Below are 16,435 nucleotides of genomic sequence, written 5' to 3'. Positions count from 1 at the left end.
GCCTTTTGAGCATGCTTTTTTAAAATATAATAAAAAAATAAAGCGATAACAAAACATTATTCATCAGTTAAACTTTTAACAATTGTTGACTTAAAGAGCGGTTCATTGTATAATGCAAACCATATCACGGCAATGTCCGGATATAAAACAATTTTGAAGGGGAGTGTTGATAAAAAACTATCGATCAATCTTTAACGTCGTCAGGGAAGAAACCAATATTGTGACGGCTGCCCGCTTTTACGGGGTGGCAGTTGACCGGCATGGGAGGGCCTTGTGTCCGTTTCACAGCGATCATCATCCCAGTCTGTCTTTTAAAGACAACCGGTTCACCTGCTTTGCCTGTGGGGCCAGAGGGAGCGTCATCGATTTGGTCATGCAGATTTTCCATATTTCTCCATTGGAAGCGGCAAAGAAGCTTCAGGAAGATTTCAATCTAAAGGTGGAGGTCAGAGGTCAAAGCCATAAGGCCAACGACGTTGCGGCGAAAGGAGCGGCGGATACAAGAAGCGTGAAGCAGGAAACGAACGGGACGAAAAGCGCGCGGCGCAAAGCGAAACCAACGAACACCCTGTGCAGCCCTTCGTGTATTATGGCTCCGACGGACAGCACGGAGGCGGTACTGGCAGCGGCGCTCCGGGACCAGCTGGCAGATATGGAAGCGTACTATAGCAGACTACACCGTGAGCTATGTAAAAATACTGAGAAATATAAGCCCTACAAATCACTGGAAACCGTGTCCGACAAGTATGTCGAGGCCCTGTTTCAATTGCCCGTGGTATCCCATTATCTGGATATCCTGGATAGCGGCGCCCCGTCCGAGAGGGTGGAGCTTTACCGCGCTTATAAAAGAAAGGAACTTATACAGTATGAACAAGAATAGAGCACAGCGACATTACAGCGACGACATTGAGGCTATGACAGGCCTTTTAACCGAAGAGGAGCGAAAAGATCTGATCATTGAGGAGACAAAGAAAAAAATAAACTTCAAGCCAATCATCCCACTTGACGGCAGTGCGGCCAACGCCGTGCCCGCCTTTCCGGTGGAGAGCCTGCCCGGCGCAGTACAGGATTTTGTCCTGGCGGCCGCGGCCAGCATCGGGGTGCCGGTGGCCATGACCGGCAGCGCGGCCCTGGGGGTTTTAGCCGCCGCGGTGCAGAAAAAAGCCAAGGTGAAAGCCAAAGGCGACTGGACCGAGTCCCTGTGCCTTTACATCCTGCTGATCGCCCGCTCATCGGAGCGGAAATCACCGGTTATGCGTAAAATGACCAGGCCCATCGAGCTTTATGAGGAGATGGTCAATGAAAAGATGGCCGAAGACATCGAAGCCTACGATCATCAGGAGCAGTTTTATAAGAAGAAAATCAAATATCTGGAAGGAAAAGCCGCCCGGGGCGTCATTGACTACACCGATGCCCAGGAGGCCAGAGAAGAGCTGGCGTCGCTTAAGCCCACGCGTCCTCTGCGCCTGACAGCAGGCGATGTGACCCCCGAGGTACTGGTCAACCTTTTGGAAGAGAACAACGAGCGCATGGCCATTTTTGCGGCGGAGGGCGGCCTTTTTGGCACCATGAGCGGCCGCTACAGCGGCGCGGTCAATATCGACGTGTTCCTCAACGCCTATTCACAGGACAAGATGACTGTCGACCGGGTTGGCCGCAGAACCCGTATTCTCAGAGACGCCCACCTCACCATGGTCATGGCCGTACAGCCCCATGTGGTGTGTGAATTTGAGGGGAAGAAAGAATTTCAGGAGCTGGGCCTGACCGGCCGGTTTCTGTACGCCATGCCCGACAGTCTGGTGGGCACCCGCAACAGCCGGGAGGCGCCGGACGTCCCGCCCCAGGTCGAGGCAGCCTACTGCCAGCTCATCACCGAGCTGCTGGCCATGGACGCCGGGATTAAAGGCGGTGTGATGCTGGAAATGACTGAAGAAGCCAGAGATTTGTTCTTTGACTTTGACCACGACACCGAGAGCCGCCTGACCGAAGACTACGAATGCATTGAGCCCTTTGCTGGAAAGGTCAGTGGTACCGTTCTGCGGATGGCGGGCATTCTTCACTACGCGGCCCACGGCCCCCGGGCGGCTGAGATCAAAATCAGCCGTTCGACCGTGGCCAAGGCCATTGATCTGGCCGAGTATTATCTGGCAGAAAAGCTGCGGGTCTTTAGCCTGACAAGCAGCGACGCCGAAACCCAGGCCGCGGCCTATGTCCTTAAACGGGCCATGACCGCGGGCAAAGACAGCCTGACCCAACGGGAGATCGCTCAGCGCTGTAAGGGTAAAGGGATGCACGCAGACGATGTGGAATCGTCACTGGCGCTGCTGGCAGCCCACCACTATCTGGTGCCCGTACCGGCCGAATACGCCGGAACCGGACGCCGGAGCATCCGTTATTTTATAAACCCCGAACTCCTTAAAACAGGCGCCACAGGGGAAGAGGGCCACAATGCCCTCGTGCCGGTGATCACACCGGCGGAACCGGAGGGCTTCACACAGGAGGAAAGGGCGGTGACGGTCTGATGAACAATACCGATGCGCTGGCCGTTTATGATACCCCATTAAAACAACAGGGCGGCAGGCCCCCGGCCGATACGGCAGAGGCAGCCCGCGCGCCCCAACAATATCAAAGACAAAGCACGGTTAAAAACATTCTCGAGGACATAAACGCCAGCAAAATGCTGGAAGCTGAACAGATTCAAAGAGCAGAAACCCTCAGGGAAGTCGACGGAGAACTGAAATCCGTCGCCATTAAAATGCTCGAAGACAAAGTGTCTCCCGACAGAATCATCCTGAAACTCAGCAATATCATCATGCACCAGAGTGACGACAAAGCCTTTTATAAAAAGGTTCAGGCATTGGTGCATAAAAATTACAGCGATCGTTAAGATATAAAAACAGGCATCCGAAAGGGTGCCTGTTTTGGAGTTGTCAAAAACTTTATCATGAAGCGATAGAGCGTTAAAAGAGGATTGTTCAGTTGAAAGTTCGCCATGGCGCATTTGATTTGAAGCAGCCTGAAGCTACCCGAAGTGCCCAAAAACTCAAGAGACGAAGCCTTTTTTCTTTTCGGATAAAAGGCGCAGTCTCGGACAACAGCACCTCTCTGGCGGCCTGAAGCAGGTTTCCATATTCTTTTAGAATTTAATATAGAGAATACAGTCTCAAAAGACTCAAAACCTGAATCACATGAGGTTTTGAGCCTTTTGAGCGTGTGTTTCCAAAAATAAATTTAATTTTCAATGAGGCCCAGGTCCATTTTCCAGGCGAGCACCCGTCTGACCGAGGCGTCGATCTGATCCTCGGAGAGGGTCCCTTTTCGGACAGCCTCGACCACCGCCGGGATCTCGATGGTATAGCGGGAGCTCAGGATCATGTCGTTGCCGGCGGCCACAGCCTGCACCGCGGCGGTGTCCGCGCCGTAGGCCTTGGTGATGGCCTCCATGTCCAGGTCGTCGGTGAGGATAACGCCGTCAAAATCCAGCGCGTCCCGAAGAACCTCGTGTACCTTTGGCGACAGAGACGCCGGATGATCCGGGTCCATGGCTTCAATGACATTGTGGCTAACCAGCACACTGCCCGCGCCGGCCTGAACGCCGGCCCTGAAGGGGAGAAAATCCTGAGACTCAAAGGTTTCAAGGGGGCGGCTGTCCCGGGAGAAATCCTTGTGGGTATCGCCGCCGGGACCATAGCCCGGAAAATGCTTGAGCACAGAGCCCATACCGTCTGAGGTCATGGCGCCTGCCACATTTTTCGCGTACTCAGCTGTGGTGGCTGCGTCCCTTCCGGTGGTCCGGGAGTAGATATAGTCTGCGGGGTTCTGGGACAGGTCGCAGACTGGAGCGAAATTGACATTGATATTCAGGGATTTAAGCAGTGCGTCCTTCTCGTGGGCGTCGGCGGTGACCGCGTCCATACCGCCCTTTTGCAGCAGGGTCTGGGGAGAAGGGAAGCCCTCGGCGCGAATCGCCGGGTTGCCGCTGACACGCACCACGTCGCCGCCTTCCTCATCTACGCCCACCAGCATGGGAACCCTGGCCGCGTCCTGACAGGCGTTGATTTCAGCCCGGATCTGGTCAGGGCTTTTATCCTTAAAGTCGCGCCCAAAGAGGATGGTGCCGCCAAACTGCCAGGTTTTTTCGTCCTCGGGAGCGGCGGGGCCGGGGTAGCGGGCAAAGAACATCTGGCCCACCTTTTCCTCAAGGCTCATGCCGGCCAGAAGTTTCTCTGCCAGCAGGCTATGAAAGGATTTTTCAGCCGCGTCTGAAGCGGTCAGGACTTCCAGCCTGCGGACGGGCAGAGGGTCGCCTTGGGTCTCCAGGCTTTCGGTGTCTGTGCCGGCTTTCAGCGTGATTTTGACTTCTGAGCCGGTTTCGGGCAGACTGCCCTGTGGGAGGCCGGTAAGGTCAAAAACGCTGGTTTCAGGCTCTTTGGCGCCCTCATTCTGGCAGAGGAGGGTGAGGGTGGCGTCGTCGCTTTTCAGCAGGTAGCCTGTAAAGGTGACCGGGGAGAAGAACTGGGACAGGGTGAGGGCCGGGGAACAGCCTGTGATCAGGAGCCCGCAGGCCGATATGATTAAAAAGAGTGATAAAAGTCGTTTCATGAATGCTTCCTTCTGAAAAATTTATCCCTGTTACAGGGACGGGTTTATTGTACCATATTCTCTCCCGAATGGGGCCTTTATTTTGGTAAGGCCGGTACCATTACCGTAAAAAAAGAGAAGGCCTGCGCTCAGCTTTGCGCGGCCTTCTCTTTAGGGAGATGTTTCTACAGGAGGTAATCCTATCCGCGGCCCACTTCGGTGTTGTCATGCTTGCGGTCGCGGAGTGCTTTTACGGGGGATTCCTTATCTTCATAGCGGTAATCCTCACCGTTTTTGTCAATGTATTTTTCAATGACTTCATGGGACGGCACATAGTCGCCGTTGACCATTTCCTGGTATTTAAAGAAGCGGTAATCCTTGGGCAGCTTGCTGCTGTCCTCGTAATCTTCACCCTTTTTACCCAGGTTTGCCTGGTTTGCGAGGACGTCGCGGACATATTCTTTATTGGAGGTCAGGTGCAGAAGCTTCGGGAAGTGTCCGTCGACGACCTCGTTCCATTCTTTCTTTTCATATTTTTTCAGAAGCTCGGCGGCTTTGTGTAAATGGCCGATTTCCTTCTGAAGCTGTTCTTCCCACAACAGCTTGATGATCTCATTCTTTTCTTCACGGTAGAAGGAGTAATACAGATAGGCTTCAACATAATCGTGCAACAGCAGATTTTCAAGCCAGGTACAGTTGGGGTCCAGCAGGCCGCCGTAGTGGGTGACATGCTGTTCTTCAACCATACCGATTTCAAGGTAGAGACTGCGCCCCAGATCGTCCGGATAGCGGTTGCCCACGTTCATGTAAAAATTCATGGTCTGCTGTTCGCCGGCTACGATGATCATGGTGTTGAGCTTGGTCTGAATGTCGGCTTTCTTGGAGTCAATGGGGCGGTTAATGCTGTCAAAGGGATGCCTGTGATGGGCGATGGTGGGGCGGCCGGGCATGATTTCGGTATATTCACCGACCAGCTCCTCGGCCTTGATGCCCTTATCCATCTCCAGAAGATCGGCATACCGGTACAGGTGGTCAAAATCTTCCAGCAGGGCAAAGTCCATGGCCTGCTTCACATAGTCGTCGGGCTCGTTCTGGGCCAGCCAGGCGGTCAGGTCAACAGCCAGCTGCTCATAGCCGATGGCCATTTCCAGAACGGATTCATCCGCCGGCGGCAGCCAGTTGATCATTTTTTGCTGCTGCTGCTCGATGCGGCGCGTCATGGCCAGCTCCCGGCGCAGATCATTGTCGGTGCAGTTCCTATGGAACTGGTGGGCAAACAGGGCTGCCTCCACTTCGATTCCGTTCATCAGGATGATGCGTGTCTTGGTGTAAGGGTCAATCTGATCTTTTGCGTAGGGGATCGGGGTCAGTTTCTTCCAGTCTTCGGCCTGCTTTTCAACAGGAATACCTTTTTCGTCAAATGGGTTAAAGCTACTCATAAGAAAACTCCTTTGCTAGTGATTGTTTAAAATGAATTCAATTATTATTTACCCATCATTTTTTTAGATATAACGGAGACAGCAAAGGTTTAAAGTAACTTTTAAGGAGAGAATTCACTAGAATAAAATGGTGGGACGATTGAAAAGAAAAAAGGAATCTCCCGCTTTTGGTGGATTCTGACAAAACAAAGCAACTCTGTCTGTATCGTGAAAACATAAAAGGAAAAGCTGTCTTTTACCCTAAAGACAGGTGCGGAATCAAGAAAAAGCACTTCCCGTTTTGGGGAAGTGCTTTTTATATCGAATGGTTTAAGCTGGACCTCAGCGTTTCTGATGCGCTGCCAGAAGCAGTGCCATGGCGACACTGTTGAGTTTGGCCTCGGCCGTATCGGCGCGGGAGGTCAGAACCGCAGGCTTGGCGGTGCCCATGACCACTGCGCCGCTCTTTGCGCCTGCCAGGTAGGTCATGGTCTTCCAGAAGATGTTGCCGGCCTGGAGATTTGGCATGAGCAGCACGTCGGCCTTGCCGGCCACCGGGCTCACGATCCCCTTGTGCTCAACGGACATCTCGGAGATGGAGAGGTCCATGGACAGGGGGCCGTCGATGATACAGCCCTTGATCTGGCCGCGTTCATTCATTTTTGAGAGCACAGCCGCGTCGTAGCCGTCAGGCATATTGGCGTTGACGGTTTCAACGGCACTCAGACAGGAAATTTTCGGCATTTCACAGCCCAGGGCATTTGCCAGGGTTGTGGCGTTGCCGATCATTTCGACTTTATCCTCAAGGGTGGGGGAGACGATCATGCCGCAGTCTGTTGCCAGGAAAACCCGGCCGAGCGCAGCGGATTCAAAGGCGGTAACAGCGTTTAAAAGCTTGCCGGTCCGCAGGCCGTGCTCCTTGTTCAGGATGGCCTTCAGGTAGGTTTTGGTCTGGAGCAGACCCTTCATGACAATGTCGGCCGCGTCGTTGCGGGCCAGCCCTACTGCCACGTTGGCAGCCTGACCATCGTCCTTTATGTCAACCACGGTATTTTCTTCCAGATTGCATCCGGTTTCCTTGGCAAAATATTCGATTTTAGCCGCGTCGCCTACCAGAATGGCGGTTCCAAAGCCGTAGTCGTTCATCATTTTAACCGTCTGCAAAACAGGCAGGTCGCCGGCGGCGGCAACGGCCACAACGGCTTTTTTGGTCTGGGCCTGTTTGATCAGCTGGTCACGCATTTCCTTGAAATGGTACATAATGTCCCCTCGCTTTCTATAATAACCTCTTATAAATAGTATACAATATAATTATACTGTTCTAACACTCTGTCAACAAGGAAAAGAAAGGATAGAAAATTGTGGTCATGAGTAAAATATAACCATTATAAATGAGAAAAGATAAAAATTTGTTCCTTAAAGAGGCAAAATTTTAAAGGCTTTCATTGACAGCCTGATTAGGGGCTGTTATGATGAAAGAAAAGAAATTTTAATCCTGAAACAGGAAAAAGGAAGCGGTAAGATGAAAAAATTTTGTTGTCTGTTTATGGTCGTGGCTCTGGCTTTTACCCTGGCCAGCTGCAGTCCGTCACAGCAGGCCGACCCACATACTGTAAAGCTGGCGGACGCGGAGGCCTTCCAGAATGAAGGCGGACTGGATTTTACCTTCGACAGCCTGCCGGAAAACATGGGGGCAGCCCGTTACTCGGTAGTGGACGGCGCAGTGGCCCAGGTGCAGTTTATCCGTGACAACCGGACTTATATTGTCAGAAAGGCCCATTACTCGCGCTCTGCGGATATCAGCGGGGTCTGCACAAGCTTCAGCGATCAGGCGGTGTTTTTGCAGAAAGGGGATATTCTCAAAAATACGGGCACCATCGACGTTTACTTTACGCCGGTCAACAAGGATACGGGCGAGGCGCTGGCCTGCTGGGTAACACCCAGTGGCTTCGCCTACTCAGTCTACTGTCCTGAGGATGTTGAGGTCAAGGATTTAAAGGCGATGGAGGGCGTCTGCCAGGCAGTGTCCTGAGATTCGAACTGGAAGACGGATAGAAAAGTTTTCTGCAGCACTGCATAAAAAGCGTCTCAGATTGTTAAAGAAGTGGTGTAGCCCGAGACTGCGCCTTTTATCCAGATAAGAAAAAAGCTCCTGTCGCATAACGCGACGGGAGCAAGTGCGAGCGGCAGCAATCTAAGAGGGATCCGGACACGTCTAAGGAACACAGATGATCCACGGTTTGTTATGATTCGTATTTCATACGAAACAAACCGATGACATCTGCGAAAGCGATTCACACCGAATCAAAGATTCGGGTTCTCTGCTTCCCGCGCCTTTTTTAGTTTTAGGAGACTTTGACGGTAAACTGGCTGTTATACAGGTCGGCGTAAAAGCCGTTTTGCGCGAGCAGCCCCAGGTGAGTGCCCTGCTCCACGATGGTGCCGTTTTTCATAACCAGAATATGGTCGGCGTCGATGATGGTGGACAGCCGGTGAGCGATGACAAAGCTGGTGCGCCCCTTCATCAGGTGGTCCATGGCTTTCTGAATTTCGAGCTCGGTCCGTGTGTCGACGCTGGAGGTCGCCTCATCCAGGATCAGGATGGCCGGATCAGCCAGAATGGCCCGGGCGATGGTGAGCAGCTGGCGCTGCCCCTGTGAGATATTGGAGGCCTCATCGTTCAGAATGGTCTGGTAGCCCTGGGGCAGCGTACGGATAAAGTGATCCGCCCGGGCGGCTTTGGCAGCGTGGACAATTTCCTCCCGGGTAGCCGCTTTGCGGCCATAGGCGATATTGTCCTCAATGGTTCCGCCAAAGAGCCAGGTATCCTGGAGCACCATGCCAAACTGTGAGCGCAAGTCTCCGCGGCGCAGATCGCGGATGTCGATGTTGTCGATCAGAATGCGGCCGCCGTCCAGCTCGTAAAAGCGCATGAGCAGGTTGATCAGCGTGGTCTTGCCCGCGCCGGTGGGGCCGACAACCGCAATCTTTTCCCCGGCCTTCACGTCAATGCTGATATCCTTCATCAGCAGGCGGTTCGGGCTGTAGCCAAACCGGACGTGCTCAAACCGCACGTCGCCTTTGGGCTCTGTCAGAGCCTTTGCCGGGGAGATGTCCGGCACCTCGTCTTCCTCGTCCAGCACCTCAAAGACCCGCTCGGCCGAAGCGATGGCAGCCTGCATGGAGTTAAAGATATAGGCCGCTTCAGTGATCGGCTCAGAGGCCTGGTTCACATATTGGAAGAAAGCCTGGATAACCCCAAGGGACAGCCGTCCCTGGATAACAAAGAACGCGCCCATTACCGCGATCAGCACATAGCCGATCTGGTTCATGAGCCGGATCAGCGGATTGACCGCAAAGGTGATGAACTGAGCGTTGCGGCTGGCCGCGTAAAGACGCTCGTTGACCTCCTCCACCGTTTGGGTAGAGGCGTCCTCACGGTTAAAGGCCTTGATGACCACCTGGCCGGTAAAGAATTCCTCGATATGGCCGTTGAGCTCGCCGAGAGTTTTCTGGTTTCTGGCAAAACAGTGCTGGCTGCGGCGCGCAACCAGAGCGGTAATCACCATACCGACAATGATCATCACAAAGGCGATCAGCGTCAGCAGCGGACTGATAACCAGCATCAGGGTCACAGCGCCGATGATCGTGACAATCGTGATAATAAACTGCATCAGCCCTTCCTGAAGGGTATCCGCGACCTTTTCAAGGTCATTGGTGGCTCGGCTTAAAATGTCCCCCTTTTTGTGGCTGTCAAAATAGCTCAGGGGCATCCGGGCGAGCTTGGCGCTCAGGGATTCTCTCAGCGACAGCGTCAGCTTCTGGGAGACGCTGGCCATGAGGTATTGCTGCAGATAGTTAAAGGCGGCGCTGAATACGTAAAGGCACAGCAGCAGGCCCAGTATCTGGCCCATGGCGCTGAAGTTCATGGTAAAGGCGGCGCCAGTCTCAAGGGAGTGGCGGACGCTGTCGAATATCTGGTTGATGGCCTGGCCAATGACCATGGGGGCGGCCAGCGTAAAGGCACAGCTGAAAACGACAGAGATCAGCACAACAATCAGTTTGCCCTTTTGTTCTAAAAGTTTTGAGAAAAGCCGCTTCGCTGTCTTTCCGGCATAGCGCGCTTTTTCGGCAGACATGCCGTCGTCAAAGGTGGTTACTTCGTTTTCCTGACGTTCACTCATGCAAGTTCCTCCTTACTTAACTGTGACTCCGCGATTTCCCGGTATACCGGACAGTTTTCGAGCAGCTCGCGGTGGGTGCCCTTGCCGGCGATAATACCGTTGTCCAGTACGATAATCTGGTCCGCGTCCACAATGGAGCTGACCCGCTGCGCCACCACAATGATGGCAGCGCCTTTAATCTCGGCCTTTAAGGCGGCCCGCAGATTGGCGTCGGTTTTGAAATCCAGCGCAGAAAAGCTGTCGTCAAAGATATAGACGTCGGCTTTTTTTACTAAGGCTCTGGCAATGGAGAGCCTTTGCTTCTGGCCGCCGGAGAAGTTGTTTCCGCCCTGGGCCACACGTGTTTCATACCCGTACTTTAGATCGCCGATAAAGGTGTCTGCCTGGGCAATGCGGGCAGCCCGCTGAAGCTCGTCCATTGTAGCGTCCTCTTTCCCATAGCGCAGGTTATCGGCGATGGTACCGGAGAATAGAAAGGCCTTTTGAGGGACAAATCCGACCTTGTTCCGGAGATCCCTCTGTGACAGGGTTTTGATATCCACTCCGTCGATGGTGATGCTGCCGGCCTGTATGTCATAAAAACGGGGTATCAGGCTGGCAATTGTGGATTTCCCTGATCCGGTGCCGCCGATGATCGCTGTGGTTTCTCCGGCCCTGCAGGTAAAATTCAGATCGCTTAAAACAGGCTCCTCCGCCCCCTGGTAACAGAAGGTCACATGATGGAAAGCCAGTTTTTCGTCAGAAGGATCGGCAGTAAGCTCGGCCGGAGCGTCAGCGATCTCAGGCTCCAGATCCAGAACTTCAGAGATACGCTTTGCGCAGGCTTCAGCCCTTGGGATCATGGTAAAGACCATAACAGCCATGACCAGGTAAAACAGGATGAGCATGGCATATTCGATGACGGCCATAATATCGCCGATCTCCATGGCGCCCTTACCGATCTGTATACCTCCGAACCAGATAATGGCCAGGGTACAGAGGTTTAAGAGCATCAGAACCAGCGGCATGGCGACAGCGAAAATTTTGTTGATGCGGATAGCTGTGTTTGCGTAGTCCTCGAAAGAGGTATTGACGCGCCGGCGCTCAAAATCGGTCCGGTTAAAGGCGCGGATGACCCGCACCCCGGTAATGTATTCACGCATAAAGCGGTTGATTTTATCCATCCCAGTCTGCAGCAGGCCGAATAAGGGCATGGTTTTCCGCTCAATGATCACAGCCAGAATCATGAACAGAACCATGGTAGCGACAATAATGCCGCCCATAAAGGCGTTCTTTGAAAAGGCCAGGATCAGTCCTGCAACGGCCATGATGGGGGCTGGCAGCATCATCTGCAGCATCATGATCACGGCCTGCTGAATCTGGTTCACGTCGCTGGTGTTGCGCGTGATCATGGAAGCTGTGCCGATGCTGTTAAAATCATTGATGGAAAAGCGCTGGGCCTTTCTGAACAATGCGTTTCGGATATCCCGCCCGGTGCCGGACGAGAGAATCGCCGAAAACCAGGTGCCCAGTATGGCGAAGACACCAGTCATTACGGCAAAAAGCAGCATGATGCCGCCGGTTCTGATGATATAGGGGATATCCCCATAGACGATACCGTTGTTTACGATATCCGCTGTAAGGGTAGGGATATAGAGCGTCCCCAGTGTCTGCAGAAACAGCAGCACCACGACAAGAATAAGTGTTTTACGATAGGGCATTAAGAATTTAAATAATCGAGTCATTTCGTCTCCTTCCTATAGGTGTTGTACTCCGGTTTGATGTATGTTACTATAAACTGTAGAGTAACTGTACAGTCAAGCAGAAAGATGAAAAAAAGTAAGGTTTAAGGAAAGCTAAAACATGGAAAACAAGGCAACATTAACCATCAGCGAGTTTGCGAAGCTCTCGGGCGTCAGCCGCAAAACGTTAATATACTATGATAAGATTGGTCTTTTCTGCCCAGAGACAGTCAATCCCGAAAGCGGATACCGCTACTATTCGTATCTACAGCTCGATGTGATCAGCGCCATCTATGCTTTGAAGGAGATTGGAACGCCTTTGAAAGATATCAAGGTTTATCTGGATAAAAGGACGCCGGAGCGGCTGGTGGCACTGTTTGAGGAGCGGAAGGCCAAGATCGATGCGGAGATCAAAAGCCTGAAACGGATCAGCGATATGATGGAGTCCAGAATCAGAATGACCCGCGCCAGCAGCACCATTGACACCAAGCGGATCTCTGTAGAATATATGCCAGCTGAGCGCATTTTTATCAGCCCGGATATTTCGAATGTCGACGATGCGTCCATCTGGGATGTCATTCAGGAATTTTATGAGTACTGCTCCCTTTACAACATCAGCTACGGCTATCCAGTGGGGGACATTGTGTCCATGGAAAGCCTGCTTCAGGGAGAATGGCATTTCCCGACCTGGTATTTCGCGCGGCTGGACGAGCCCATGGCGCTGCCGCACATTGGTCTCAAGCCTGCTGGTTATTACGCGGTAGGGTATATCTATGGGAATTACGACAGCGTTGATGAGCTGTATGAGCGGATCAATGCTTATATTGAAAAAAATGGCCTGGTCATCGACGGCTGCGGCTACCGGGAATCCATCCTGGACGAGATCGCCGTGCAGGATCCGGAGGATTACCTGTTTCAGGTTTCTGTAAAGGTAGAAAAGCCGCCGGAGGAAGATAAAAATAGAGACCCGGGAAGCGCCCAGGCCTTTTGAGTCTTTTGAGGATGACTTTCAAAGAAAAACTTTTGCAGTCCTTTAAGAGACAAGGACCGCTTTTGCAAGCAGCTGTCCGGCGATAACGCCGGCAAGGCTCAGAATCAGGTTGAGACCGGCATTGGCGGCGGCGGTCATCCAGGCGCCCTCGCCAATCAGGTTCATGGTCTCGTAGCTGAAGGTCGAGAAGGTGGTAAAGCCGCCTAAAAGGCCGGTGGTCAGAAAGAGCCGCATTCTGGGCGAGAGACTGGCGCTCTGAAGGCTCCACTGCATAATAAAACCCATGAAAAGGCCCCCAAACACATTTACGCACAGGGTGCCGAGCGGCAGGCGGCTGTTCATAAAACGGGCGATACCGCTGGAAATAAGATAGCGGAGCGCGGCGCCTACAAAGCCGCCCACACCTACAGATAAAACTTCAAACATGCTGTTACACTCCTTGTCAAAAAATTAAAAAGCTCCTGCTTCCGTAAGAAACAGGAGTCATCAGCATTATGCGGTTTAGGCGAACTCCATCGCCCTGAGATCATTATAACGGACTGTGCTGTCCGTGTAAAGATGAGAACAGTTTCAGAAATTTATTTTTTCATAATGTATTGCAAAGCACCGCTGGGGCAGGTTTCCACAACAGTCCTTACTTCCTCGGCAGAGGCGTTGTCAGGCAGAATCCAGGGCCTGCGGCAGACCTTGAACACCTCCCCGTTGCCGTGAGTACAATTACCTGAGTGGCAGCACATGTCTTTATTATAGAAAACGTCAATATCCTTGCCGGTGTATTTTTTATAGCCTTTTTCAATCAGTTCTTTTTCAGTCAATGTCGTTCACTCCTTTATTGAATTTAAAAAGATTCTTGTTTAATATATCCATTTTGAGCTGCTCTAAACAAAAAGAACCTCCCGTGTAAGGGAGGCTCGGATTATTCTGTTTTATTGGGGTTTATAACTGAGTTGATGGCATCCTTAATCTGCTCAGCGGGATTATTTTTCTTCTTTGCCTCTTCTTCGGCCTTTTTAGCCTCCTCCTCAGCCTTTCGCTCAGCCTCGCGGGCTTCTTCCTCAGCGATGCGGGCAGCCTCCTGAGCCGCTTCCTGCTCCTCAACCTTTTTCCGCACCTGGCTGATCGCAAAATTCATATCGGTCTGGGTATCGGGGTTTTCAAGCTGAGCCACCAGCTCCTGGGCCTCGTCGCAGGCCTCTGAGGAGGCATCCTCAGAAAGCTCGTTTCGGGCGGACCCATCTGTGAACTGGCCGTCCAGCAGATCGTTGATCTGTTTGTAAATGTTGTACTGGTTCTGTGCATCGGCAAAATCCTGCCGGACAGCGGCTGTAAACTCCGTTTTTCCCATGGCGTCCAGCTCAGACAGATTTTTATTGATATTGTCGACCTGGAAGGGCTGTATGGTTCTCACGACCACACGGGACCCGTCTTCCTTTGTCTGATAGAGAGCAGAGACTCCATTGATGGCGTCGGCCATTTTCTGAGCCATGGAGGTACGCTGCAGCAAAAAGCTGCGCATGGCCTCATCCCTGACCTGGTTGGCTTTTTTAATGCTGTCAGAGATCTGGCCGGTATTCTGTGCGACGCCCTCGGCCAGTCCTGCATCGTTTTCAGTAAAAAGTGCGTTGACAGACTGTACCGCCCGGTTTTGAACCAGCAGCGGTATATGATAAACGGCGGCGCCGATTCCAACAATAGCAGAAATCAGCAGAAGCAGCAAAATAACGGTGAGTATTTTACCGCGAAGCGCCATTCGTTTCCATAGTTTTAGTGGTTTCATCAGCATTTACTCCTAAATGTTGTGGGTATCTTTAATCTTATCAGAACTTGTACCGATTTTCAATTGGAAATAAAAAAAGATGGGGATACCCCATCCTAAAGTGTAGACAAAGGATGTCAGCAAGAGATAAAGCATTAAAAAGATGCTTTTTAAGTTGAAAGTGGATAGTGGAAGGTGGAAAGTTTTCTCTTTGTATCTTATGACCGACTTTGTCGGCATCCTGAGATGGGGATACCCCATCCTTTATATAGTGTCTCTAATTTTCCGGGTCTGGCGCCATTGGGGTGAAAAAGGTTTTTCGTGCAAAAGATCCCAGATGGCGGATGGCGATCACGATCAGAATACCTGTCAGCAGGCAGAGCACCCGGTTTATAATGGCCGAGGTAAGGTCAAAGAGCACCAGCGATGCAAAAAGAGCGCTCATGAAGTTAATGACCTGCTGGTATTTATAGGGCTTGGCAAACTGGTAATTGCCGATGTAGCCCAGAATCAGGATCAGAACGCCACCATATCCTTCCGGCACCAGCATTTGAAACAGCAGAACGAAAAGAACGATCCCCGCCAGCGTGGCGATGGAACGATGCTTGATCCGCGTGAGCGTTTCACCGTAGTCAATCTGTGTCAGCGACATAACAACAATGCTGATCCACAGCGGCTTCTTAAGGCCAAAAGCCATCCCGATAAACATGGCCAGGGTAAGGCCCAGTGTCATTTTCAGAATAAAAGCCTGATCCTTTTTCCGGCAGAGCCGGGTCTGCTCCTTCAGGCTGCGCTGCCCTGCCGGGTCAAATCCCTTTATTTTCCAAAAGACCGCAGTGACAACCGCGGTGACAGCAGCGCCAGTTAAAAGTCCGGCCATCCTGAGAATAAAGACATGTCCTGTCACAGGGCTGGACTGGCAGAAAATATAGCAGAGTAAAAAGATAATGTGCGGCCTGAGCACAGAGGGCTCTGAACAAAAGGCCATCATCAGGTAAATAAAAACAAAATTCAGCAGAAGACCGGCCCATATGTTAAGAAGAGAGAGGGCAGAAACCAGACCTGAGCCTGCAAAGAAGAAGAAAAGCAGAAAGGTCATGGAACTGGGCTTTAGCTCCATATCACAGACTGGAAAAGTCAGGAGGGCAACGATGATGGCAATGGACGGCAGGAGATTTTCCTGACCAAAGAAATGCGCGAAAAGGCTGATAAAAAGAAGGATGAACGCAAAGCGCGCCGTATTGATACAAAATGTTTTAAGGCCGGCTTTTACCGTTGTTTTATTTAATGTCAAGCAGTATTCCTCCAATCCTTTAGTGTTTGCTTTAATAAATATCATAGCGGAATAAAGGGCAAAAAACAAGAACGTCAATTTAGAGGAATTTCAGTGAATCCGGTTGCAATTTTGCGTTCAATGAAATAGCAATAAAGGATTGAAACTTTTTGAAACGGTTATTGAAAAAGCTTAAGAAAAGCTTTTGTAAAAAGTTACCATTCTGCCAGGTCCAGCACCTCGGTGAAAAAGGCATCGTGGTCCTCGTAAATCGTCTGGGGAGCATATTCCTCAAAATCCTCTTCGTTGTAGACCACACTGACTTGTACGCCGGTGTGAATCGTCATTTTTGCCAGACGGCGTGCCTGCTCCTTCAGGGCGTCATCAGCCTCAGATTTGATGGCGATGCAGCCGGGTTTGTCGAATTGTCGGGCGATAAGATAAGCCATTTTGATTCATTCCTTTTTGTTTTTATTATAGCATACGAAAAGGCAGCATGACCAAGAGATAC

Annotated in this window: 15 protein-coding genes and 1 riboswitch; of the genes, 5 read left to right on the top strand and 10 right to left on the bottom strand. The window is 51.6% G+C overall.

Going from position 1 to position 16,435, the window contains the following annotated elements; translation table 11 throughout:
• Window positions 1–166 precede the first annotated feature (166 nt).
• Genes CPZ25_RS10140 through CPZ25_RS10130 form a run of 3 tightly spaced genes read left to right on the top strand, consistent with a single transcriptional unit; the run spans window position 167 to window position 2,887 of the window.
• Window positions 167–880 (top strand): CHC2 zinc finger domain-containing protein, encoded by a 714-nt coding sequence (locus CPZ25_RS10140; RefSeq protein WP_074617520.1) that lies wholly within the window; start codon window positions 167–169, stop codon window positions 878–880.
• Window positions 867–2,522 carry a YfjI family protein gene (locus CPZ25_RS10135; RefSeq protein WP_167495211.1) on the top strand — a complete coding sequence of 552 codons (1,656 nt, stop codon included), beginning with the start codon at window positions 867–869 and terminating at the stop codon, window positions 2,520–2,522. Before CPZ25_RS10140 ends, CPZ25_RS10135 begins: the two co-directional genes overlap by 14 nt.
• Window positions 2,522–2,887 carry a hypothetical protein gene (locus tag CPZ25_RS10130; protein WP_096918672.1) on the top strand — a complete coding sequence of 122 codons (366 nt, stop codon included), beginning with the start codon at window positions 2,522–2,524 and terminating at the stop codon, window positions 2,885–2,887. Before CPZ25_RS10135 ends, CPZ25_RS10130 begins: the two co-directional genes overlap by 1 nt.
• 344 nt (window positions 2,888–3,231) lie before the next feature.
• Here the strand turns inward: CPZ25_RS10130 and CPZ25_RS10125 are convergent, their stop codons facing one another.
• The 3 genes from CPZ25_RS10125 to CPZ25_RS10115 all read right to left on the bottom strand — a co-directional run bounded on the left by CPZ25_RS10125 (window position 3,232) and on the right by CPZ25_RS10115 (window position 7,259).
• Window positions 3,232–4,602, bottom strand: coding sequence for a glycoside hydrolase family 3 protein (locus CPZ25_RS10125; RefSeq protein ID WP_096918673.1), 1,371 nt, complete (start codon window positions 4,600–4,602; stop codon window positions 3,232–3,234).
• Between the two features lie 179 nt (window positions 4,603–4,781).
• Complete coding sequence (locus CPZ25_RS10120) at window positions 4,782–6,020, bottom strand: hypothetical protein (protein WP_058693454.1); 1,239 nt, start codon at window positions 6,018–6,020, stop codon at window positions 4,782–4,784.
• Window positions 6,021–6,341: 321 nt separating this feature from the next.
• Window positions 6,342–7,259: a bifunctional enoyl-CoA hydratase/phosphate acetyltransferase gene (locus CPZ25_RS10115; protein ID WP_096918674.1), complete on the bottom strand. Its 918-nt coding sequence runs from the start codon at window positions 7,257–7,259 to the stop codon at window positions 6,342–6,344.
• A 262-nt stretch (window positions 7,260–7,521) separates the two neighbouring features.
• Here CPZ25_RS10115 and CPZ25_RS10110 point away from each other — a divergent pair, with 262 nt between their 5' ends.
• A complete protein-coding gene (locus tag CPZ25_RS10110; protein ID WP_096918675.1) occupies window positions 7,522–8,031 on the top strand; it encodes a hypothetical protein in 510 nt (169 codons plus the stop codon).
• Between the two features lie 313 nt (window positions 8,032–8,344).
• On the opposite strand, the gene CPZ25_RS10105 is transcribed toward CPZ25_RS10110, so the two are convergent.
• Window positions 8,345–10,183, bottom strand: coding sequence for an ABC transporter ATP-binding protein (locus CPZ25_RS10105; RefSeq protein ID WP_096918676.1), 1,839 nt, complete (start codon window positions 10,181–10,183; stop codon window positions 8,345–8,347).
• Complete coding sequence (locus CPZ25_RS10100) at window positions 10,180–11,907, bottom strand: ABC transporter ATP-binding protein (RefSeq protein ID WP_096918677.1); 1,728 nt, start codon at window positions 11,905–11,907, stop codon at window positions 10,180–10,182. Before CPZ25_RS10100 ends, CPZ25_RS10105 begins: the two co-directional genes overlap by 4 nt.
• Before the next feature lie 118 nt (window positions 11,908–12,025).
• Between CPZ25_RS10100 and CPZ25_RS10095 the strand changes: the two genes are divergently transcribed.
• Window positions 12,026–12,895: a MerR family transcriptional regulator gene (locus CPZ25_RS10095; RefSeq protein WP_058693459.1), complete on the top strand. Its 870-nt coding sequence runs from the start codon at window positions 12,026–12,028 to the stop codon at window positions 12,893–12,895.
• A gap of 42 nt (window positions 12,896–12,937) precedes the next feature.
• Here CPZ25_RS10095 and crcB read toward each other — a convergent pair whose 3' ends face one another.
• The 5 genes from crcB to CPZ25_RS10070 form a co-directional block, all read right to left on the bottom strand.
• Complete coding sequence (crcB, locus tag CPZ25_RS10090) at window positions 12,938–13,321, bottom strand: fluoride efflux transporter CrcB (protein WP_058693460.1); 384 nt, start codon at window positions 13,319–13,321, stop codon at window positions 12,938–12,940.
• Window positions 13,322–13,365: 44 nt separating this feature from the next.
• Window positions 13,366–13,424, bottom strand: a riboswitch (Fluoride riboswitch).
• Window positions 13,425–13,473: 49 nt separating this feature from the next.
• Window positions 13,474–13,710: a (4Fe-4S)-binding protein gene (locus tag CPZ25_RS10085; RefSeq protein ID WP_058693461.1), complete on the bottom strand. Its 237-nt coding sequence runs from the start codon at window positions 13,708–13,710 to the stop codon at window positions 13,474–13,476.
• A 101-nt stretch (window positions 13,711–13,811) separates the two neighbouring features.
• Window positions 13,812–14,672, bottom strand: a complete 861-nt coding sequence (locus CPZ25_RS10080) for a hypothetical protein (RefSeq protein ID WP_133067054.1) — start codon at window positions 14,670–14,672, stop codon at window positions 13,812–13,814.
• A gap of 256 nt (window positions 14,673–14,928) precedes the next feature.
• Window positions 14,929–15,945, bottom strand: a complete 1,017-nt coding sequence (locus CPZ25_RS10075) for an FUSC family protein (protein ID WP_167495210.1) — start codon at window positions 15,943–15,945, stop codon at window positions 14,929–14,931.
• A gap of 194 nt (window positions 15,946–16,139) precedes the next feature.
• A complete protein-coding gene (locus CPZ25_RS10070) occupies window positions 16,140–16,373 on the bottom strand; it encodes a DUF6718 family protein (RefSeq protein WP_058693464.1) in 234 nt (77 codons plus the stop codon).
• Window positions 16,374–16,435: the final 62 nt, after the last annotated feature.

Origin of the sequence: Eubacterium maltosivorans (assembly GCF_002441855.2) — a bacterium.
Classification (GTDB): Bacteria; Bacillota; Clostridia; order Eubacteriales; family Eubacteriaceae; genus Eubacterium; species Eubacterium maltosivorans.
This window is presented reverse-complemented; position numbering and strand designations above follow the sequence as displayed.

Coding starts and splice junctions, on each gene's coding strand:
- CPZ25_RS10070 (WP_058693464.1), bottom strand. CDS start 16,373: ATGGCTTATCTTATCGCCCGACAATTCGACAAACCCGGCTGCATCGCC.
- CPZ25_RS10080 (WP_133067054.1), bottom strand. CDS start 14,672: ATGAAACCACTAAAACTATGGAAACGAATGGCGCTTCGCGGTAAAATA.
- CPZ25_RS10135 (WP_167495211.1), top strand. CDS start 867: ATGAACAAGAATAGAGCACAGCGACATTACAGCGACGACATTGAGGCT.
- CPZ25_RS10095 (WP_058693459.1), top strand. CDS start 12,026: ATGGAAAACAAGGCAACATTAACCATCAGCGAGTTTGCGAAGCTCTCG.
- CPZ25_RS10110 (WP_096918675.1), top strand. CDS start 7,522: ATGAAAAAATTTTGTTGTCTGTTTATGGTCGTGGCTCTGGCTTTTACC.
- CPZ25_RS10120 (WP_058693454.1), bottom strand. CDS start 6,020: ATGAGTAGCTTTAACCCATTTGACGAAAAAGGTATTCCTGTTGAAAAG.
- CPZ25_RS10125 (WP_096918673.1), bottom strand. CDS start 4,602: ATGAAACGACTTTTATCACTCTTTTTAATCATATCGGCCTGCGGGCTC.
- CPZ25_RS10105 (WP_096918676.1), bottom strand. CDS start 10,183: ATGAGTGAACGTCAGGAAAACGAAGTAACCACCTTTGACGACGGCATG.
- crcB (WP_058693460.1), bottom strand. CDS start 13,321: ATGTTTGAAGTTTTATCTGTAGGTGTGGGCGGCTTTGTAGGCGCCGCG.
- CPZ25_RS10130 (WP_096918672.1), top strand. CDS start 2,522: ATGAACAATACCGATGCGCTGGCCGTTTATGATACCCCATTAAAACAA.
- CPZ25_RS10100 (WP_096918677.1), bottom strand. CDS start 11,907: ATGACTCGATTATTTAAATTCTTAATGCCCTATCGTAAAACACTTATT.
- CPZ25_RS10115 (WP_096918674.1), bottom strand. CDS start 7,259: ATGTACCATTTCAAGGAAATGCGTGACCAGCTGATCAAACAGGCCCAG.